This window comes from Moorena sp. SIO3I6, assembly GCF_010672095.1.
This window is the reverse complement of record NZ_JAAHHU010000285.1, coordinates 1-5,984: the sequence shown is the minus strand read 5'-3', so window position 1 is coordinate 5,984 and position 5,984 is coordinate 1. Positions and strand designations below refer to the sequence as shown.

At 41.6% G+C, this 5,984-nt stretch carries 4 protein-coding genes; all 4 read right to left on the bottom strand.

From position 1 onward, the window contains the following. Positions 1-2,891 (bottom strand): CHAT domain-containing tetratricopeptide repeat protein (locus F6K49_RS34145; RefSeq protein WP_293103780.1); only part of this gene is annotated, 2,891 nt, incomplete at its 3' end. Between the two features lie 77 nt (positions 2,892-2,968). Then, on the bottom strand, positions 2,969-4,087 hold the full coding sequence (locus F6K49_RS34140; protein WP_293103775.1) for a tetratricopeptide repeat protein: 1,119 nt from the start codon (positions 4,085-4,087) through the stop codon (positions 2,969-2,971). Positions 4,088-4,091: 4 nt separating this feature from the next. Then, complete coding sequence (locus tag F6K49_RS34135; RefSeq protein WP_293103772.1) at positions 4,092-5,522, bottom strand: hypothetical protein; 1,431 nt, start codon at positions 5,520-5,522, stop codon at positions 4,092-4,094. A gap of 345 nt (positions 5,523-5,867) precedes the next feature. Further along, a complete protein-coding gene (locus tag F6K49_RS34130) occupies positions 5,868-5,981 on the bottom strand; it encodes a DUF3685 domain-containing protein (RefSeq protein WP_293103783.1) in 114 nt (37 codons plus the stop codon). Between the last annotated feature and the right edge of the window lie 3 nt (positions 5,982-5,984).

Sequence of the window (5,984 nt, the reverse complement as noted above, 5' to 3'; positions counted from 1 at the left end):
ATTACAAAAGCACGACGCAACCCATAAATACCTTCCCCCGCGCTAATATCACCAATTCCAGTATCGCAAGCGGATAATACCACTAATTGAGTCCCGACCAGATTTAAGAGGGTGCCTTCATATGCGGTTAGAATTCCATTATCCTCCCCACTTTGTTGTTTTTCTACACCAGCAAATACTAACCCAGAACGAAGCAGGGGATTATCAACATAGTTTTGGTTTTTTAACGAGGTTTCAAAGAATCCATGAGTGGCAATGTGGAGGAAATCAGGATTCTTCACTTGTTTGAGGGCATTTTTGGTGGCTTTGTTACCCATTAAAGTCAGGGCTTGTGAGAAAATTGAACTAATAGTTTCTGCTTCTTGTTGTGTGCCTTTCAGGGGCATAAAAACACGCTGAGATAGGTCAATGGAACGGTAAGCATCAAGGGCAACTACTTCTCCCTGCTGTTGATAGTTAGGGTTGGCGATGACTAAGGGAGATTGTCGGTTATTGTTGGGGTTTTGTCGCAGTAAGTCTCTTCCAGAAGTGAGATAGGTGATTTGATAATTTTCGACTAAATATTGGTTATTTTCATCTACTAATGCTTCAAAGGGAATTAAATTGAGTGTAGCATCGGGAGATAAAAGAATGGTTTTAGTCTCTCCTAATAGTTGGCGCACAGGCTGCATCACCATTTCATCCAAATCTCTGCCAGCAGCTTTGAGTGTTTTGATAGTTCTGGGGTGAGAAACTCGGAGTCGTTTACGCAATTTTTCTACTGCTTTATCAATGGCTTCTGCTTCTCCTAAATCCTTGGCTTTTATTTCACCGTTAGGATAGATAATATAAGCAGCATAGTGAGGTTTTCCCAAGCTTTCATACCGTACCAATTCCACTAAAGCAGCATCAGCAGGAATTTGTTTTTGAATAGCTTCGAGGGTAATGGGTTGGGATAGATTACGGAATTCGGCACTACGACGACTCAGTTGGTCTGAAAGTTGTTTGGCTTTGTTTTCAACTTCGGTGAGTAGTTTACGGTAAACGTCGGGAGAAGGAAAATCTTCTGGCTTCTTGAAGATCAGGTTAGCGTGTTGGGTGCGTGTGGCGATCAGTTCAGTTAATAATTCTTGACTTTGGGGGTCATCAATACGTTGCCGCAGAATTTGTAAGCTGTTGGTTAAGACATCCAGGATACGTCCCTTTCGTTCAAAGATAGCTTTAAGTGCTAGACGAGTTGCTTCTAGGTTATTGGGTGCAGATTGAAGATTGAGAGAAATAGCCCAATCAGTCGTCCCAGAAATTTTCCTCATGTAATCTTGTTTCTGGCGTTCATCCCCTGCCACCAAATTTTCGGAGAGATTATATTCTTCAATCCTAAGTCCTTGGCTTAACAATTCAATAGCACGACTTGTATTTCCTTGGGACTCGGAAAGTCTTGCCAGGTTGTTGAGAGTGATTGCTACCTTGGGATGGTTATCCCCTAACTGTTGCTTGTTGATGTCTAAGGCTTGTTGGTAGAGGGGTTCGGCTTCGGCGTATCTTGCTTGTAACTTGTAAAGGTCTGCCAGGTTGTTGCGACTTTCTGCCACATTGGGATGGTTATCCCCGAACTGTTGCTTTCTGATGTCTAGGGACTGTTGGTAGAAGTGTTCGGCTTCGGCGTATCTTCCTTGATCCTGGTAAAGGTCTGCCAGGTTGTTAAGACTGGATGCTACATCAGGATGATTGTCCCCTAACTGTTGTTTTCTGATCTCTAGGGACTGTTGGAAGCGGGGTTCGGCTTCGGCGTATCTTTCTTGTAACTTGTAAAATCCTGCCAGGTTGTTGAGACCGGTTGCTACGGATGGATGATTGTCCCCTAACTGTTGTTTTCGGATGGCTAAGGACTGTTGGAAGAGGGGTTCGGCTTCGGCATATCTTCCTTGGGAGAAGTAAAGTAATGCCAGGTTGTTGAGAGTGGCTGCGACCTTGGGATGATTGTCCCCGAACTGTTGCTTTGTGATGGCTAAGGACTGTTGGTAGAGGGGTTCAGCTTCGGCGTATCTTGCTTGGGAGACGTAAAGTGTTGCCAGGTTATTAAGACTGGATGCTACATCAGGATGATTGTCCCCTAACTGTTGTTTTCTGATGTCTAGGGACTGTTGGTAGAAGTGTTCGGCTTCGGCGTATCTTCCTTGATACTGGTAAAGTCCTGCCAGGTTGTTGAGACTCGATGCTACATAAAAATCATTGTCCCCGAACTGTTGCTTTGTGATGGCTAAGGATTGTTGGTAGAGGTTTTCGGCTTCAGCGTATCTTCCTTGTAACTTGTAAAGTTCTGCCAGGTTGTTGAGACTGGTTGCTACATAAAAATGATTGTCCCCGAACTGTTGCGTTCTGATATCTAAGGATTTTTGGTAGAGGGATTCAGCTTCGGTGTATCTTGCTTGTAACTTGTAAAGTAATGCCAGGTTGTTGAGACCGGTTGCTACATACAAATCATTGTCGCCTAACTGTTGCTTTGTGATGGCTAAGGACTGTTGGTAGAGGGGTTCGGCTTCGGCGTATCTTGCTTGTAACTTGTAAAGTTCTGCCAGGTTGTTGAGACTGGCTGCCACATCAAGATGGTTGTCTCCCAGTACCTTTTTGCGAATCGCTAACGCTTGTTCTGCTAAGGGAATCGCTTCGGCGTATCTTCCTTGTAATTTGTAAAGTAATGCTAGGTAGTTGAGACTTGTGGCTACATCAAGATGATTATTTACAAATATCTTTTTACGAATCGCTAAAGCTTGTTCTGCTAAGGGAATGGCTTCATTGTACTTTCCTTGCTGATATAACTGTTCCGCCTGTTGATTTAATCTTTCTGCCTCCGCTAACTCCTCTTGTTTTGAAACCTGAGACATTGCCTGTTCCACCATTGGTTCTTGCATCCCTATTCAGAATACCATGACCCCGACAACAGCAACTATAGATGATATCAATAACCTTCTTAAACCCTTTTTCATCATTAATCCCTCTCTAAAACCTTATTTATTTGTTTTGCTAACGCTTCTACCTGTATCTCGTCCCCTAATGCCGAATAACTGGCCTTTGCTTTCTCTAATAACTCTGCCGCATCATCCCTATTACCTAACGTATATTCCACCTCTGCTAATCCCCTTTGCATCATGGCCTTAACGTCGCTATTCTCCTCTTCTGTTGTTAATGCCAAGCCTTGCTCATAAACCTCCTTCGCCATTAAACTCAATCCGACCTGCCGGTAAATATCCCCTAACAACTGATAAACCGTTGTTGTCTGACTTCCCGACTTCACTAACCCTTCTAATACCTGAATCGCCTCAGCATTTAATTCATTTCCTCGGTAAAAATAAGCTAAAATTAATCCTTCTTGTTCTTGGCTTAATTCCTGCTGCTTGATAACAGCTACTTGTTCCTGTAAAGTTTTTGCTTCCTCTTCCTCTAAAACAATAAACCAACTATATTGACCATCACTATCTTCGTCTTGAGAAGAAACTCCATTATCTGCTACTACGGTGATTTCATAAAACTCCCCTGGGTTCAATTCACCGTCATAAACTATTTGCGTTTCATTGGTTTGCCGTTCCCAGTCTCCCACCTTAACCGTGTATTGGCTTGCCCCTGACACTCCATTCCAGCGAAGGGTTAATGACTCATTGAAAACCAAAGTATTACGAGGGCTGATCAGATAGGGCAGTTGTTGTAACCTCTCTTCTTTTGTACCAAGAGGACGGCGTGTATCATTATTACACTCTGGGCATAATCTAATAATCTCTTCTCCTCCAGGACATCCCTGATACACAAGATAGGTTCCAGGTTGGGTCACTGTCAATTGATCAAGGTTACTGCAATAAATAGTGACCGAAGCATTACTTCCTAGTTTGATTTGGTCGTTACTATTGAGGGTAATACCAGAATCAGCTGGATGAAATTGCTTCCATTGTGTCTTTTTAACTTGGACATTCCCCGTAAAATCAAGCAGGATATGGATAGCATTAGGATTAGTCTCGACAGGATAATTAGTCTCGACAGGAGTTTCACCTCCCATCAGTATTAAGCTCAAAACAGCTGGAATTGCACTTTTAGAATTAAAGACAGAATTCTTCATTTTTTTACTTTAACTTTTGTTTGGCTTCATATAACCATCGATCCTCTTCAGAATTAATGGTCTCACCCGCAGCTAGACGAGACTCAATTAATTGATGGCATTGTTGCCAATTTTGCTTGGCCTGAGAGGATTGTTGATCTTGGTTTTGCAAGATTTGGGCATAAATACAAAAAGATGCCCCAGGATTTCGGATATATTTCTGGTATTTGGGATTTTTGGCAATACTAATCGCAATCATCAGATAAGGAATAGCATCATCATCTCGCTTTTGCTTAAATCTTGCCAATCCTAAGTTTTTATATAAGCTATATTTTTGAGTCTGTAAATTTAGTTTTTTGTTGTCCGTTAACTGTTCAAGATTACTTTCCTTTTTCTCTAAAAGCTTTAAGGCTTGATTGAGTAATTCTACCGCTTCGCCATTCTTATTTTCCCGAATGTACCAATAGGCCAGATTATTATAGGCATCCAAATAACCCCCTTTGGCGGCAATTAGATATTGTTTTTTAGCATTAGCCAAATCTTGTACTTCTTCATAGAGAGTTGCTAATTGATAATGAGCATCTAAATTATCTGAGTCTAATTTAATGGCTTTTAAATATTTCTCTTCAGCCGACGCTAAGTTTTGCTGATATTGTAATTGTTGACCTTCTCGTTTATAGCGATTAGAGATAGAAGGTAAATTAAACCAAATGGCTGACATAAATACTAGGATTAAGACACTCGATCCTAATTTAGCTTCCTCGTGCCAGTGTTGAGGAATTTTTAGTCTTTTTAACAGATTATCAAATCCTTTTTTGCCTGTTTCTGTTAATTCGCTTTGAGCTTGAAGTAATGACAATATACTGGGTAAAGCAATAGTTACTGCGCCCCAAAAACCCGAACCACTACTGAGGAAAAGGCTAGCCAGTGTTCCTAAAAGGGCTAAGTTTCCCGTCCAAACAATAACTCTGACTACTCTAACTAACCAGTCAAAGCGATTCCAAGGGTGAGATTGTATTTCTTTTTGCTCAGCGTAAACATCCAAATACCACCACCAAGCATCGGGGTGCTTTCGTAAATTATCTCGATACTGAGCTAAATCAATAAATTGAATCAGTTTTTCAGCATTTGATTTCAGTTTATTGTCTAATTCTTCAACAAGCGTTACTATAACATAAGCTAAGGGTTTAATATTACTTGATAATCCCTGAGTTAGAGCATCTCTGATTAATAAAATTTCGATAACTTTCTTCTTCAACAGGGATGGATTAGGGGAGCATACCACTTTGGAATAAACATACCGCATTAAGCTGTATGATCGTGATTCTACCGGCAACTTAAAAAGATATAATAGATATATTTGCCAAAATAGGATGCTGCCGCTGGTAGAGACATTGAATTGATCTAAGAACTCTTCTAAAGTCTTTTGATAATCCTCTAACATAGTAACTTTCATGGCAAGTATTTAGCTAATGCACTACCTGCTGAATGATCAGTGCTGATAGCTGATTGTGAAGTATCTATATATTTATCATATTTATCGAGCTAACCACGAAAAGTTATGCAGCAAACTTTCATACCAGCTTGATCTCCGGTCCGGACTTATATCAAGTCCGGATACACAATAATTCCCAGGGTAATTCTCCCCATTTCCCGCTCTTCCACTCCTGACAGGGGTTAGGGGTGGGTTCCGACTCCCTCGGTGCGCTTTCCAATGGGCGAGTAAATCGCCCTTGGGTCGCACCGCTCCCGATTCCCGATTCCCGACTCCCGATTCCCGACCCATGTGAGCCACACTCCCCTACTTCCCACGTCCAGAATTTTTCCCAAACCTGGCCTCTTGGACGCTACTACCAATGCCCTGAATTACACCACGAACCACTAGACCAATACTTCTACCAAAGACTTGGGTCAACAG

What these genes read in the sequence shown, in the direction of transcription:
- F6K49_RS34140 (WP_293103775.1), bottom strand. Translation starts at nt 4,087, where the DNA reads ATGAAGAATTCTGTCTTTAATTCTAAAAGTGCAATTCCAGCTGTTTTG.
- F6K49_RS34135 (WP_293103772.1), bottom strand. Translation starts at nt 5,522, where the DNA reads ATGAAAGTTACTATGTTAGAGGATTATCAAAAGACTTTAGAAGAGTTC.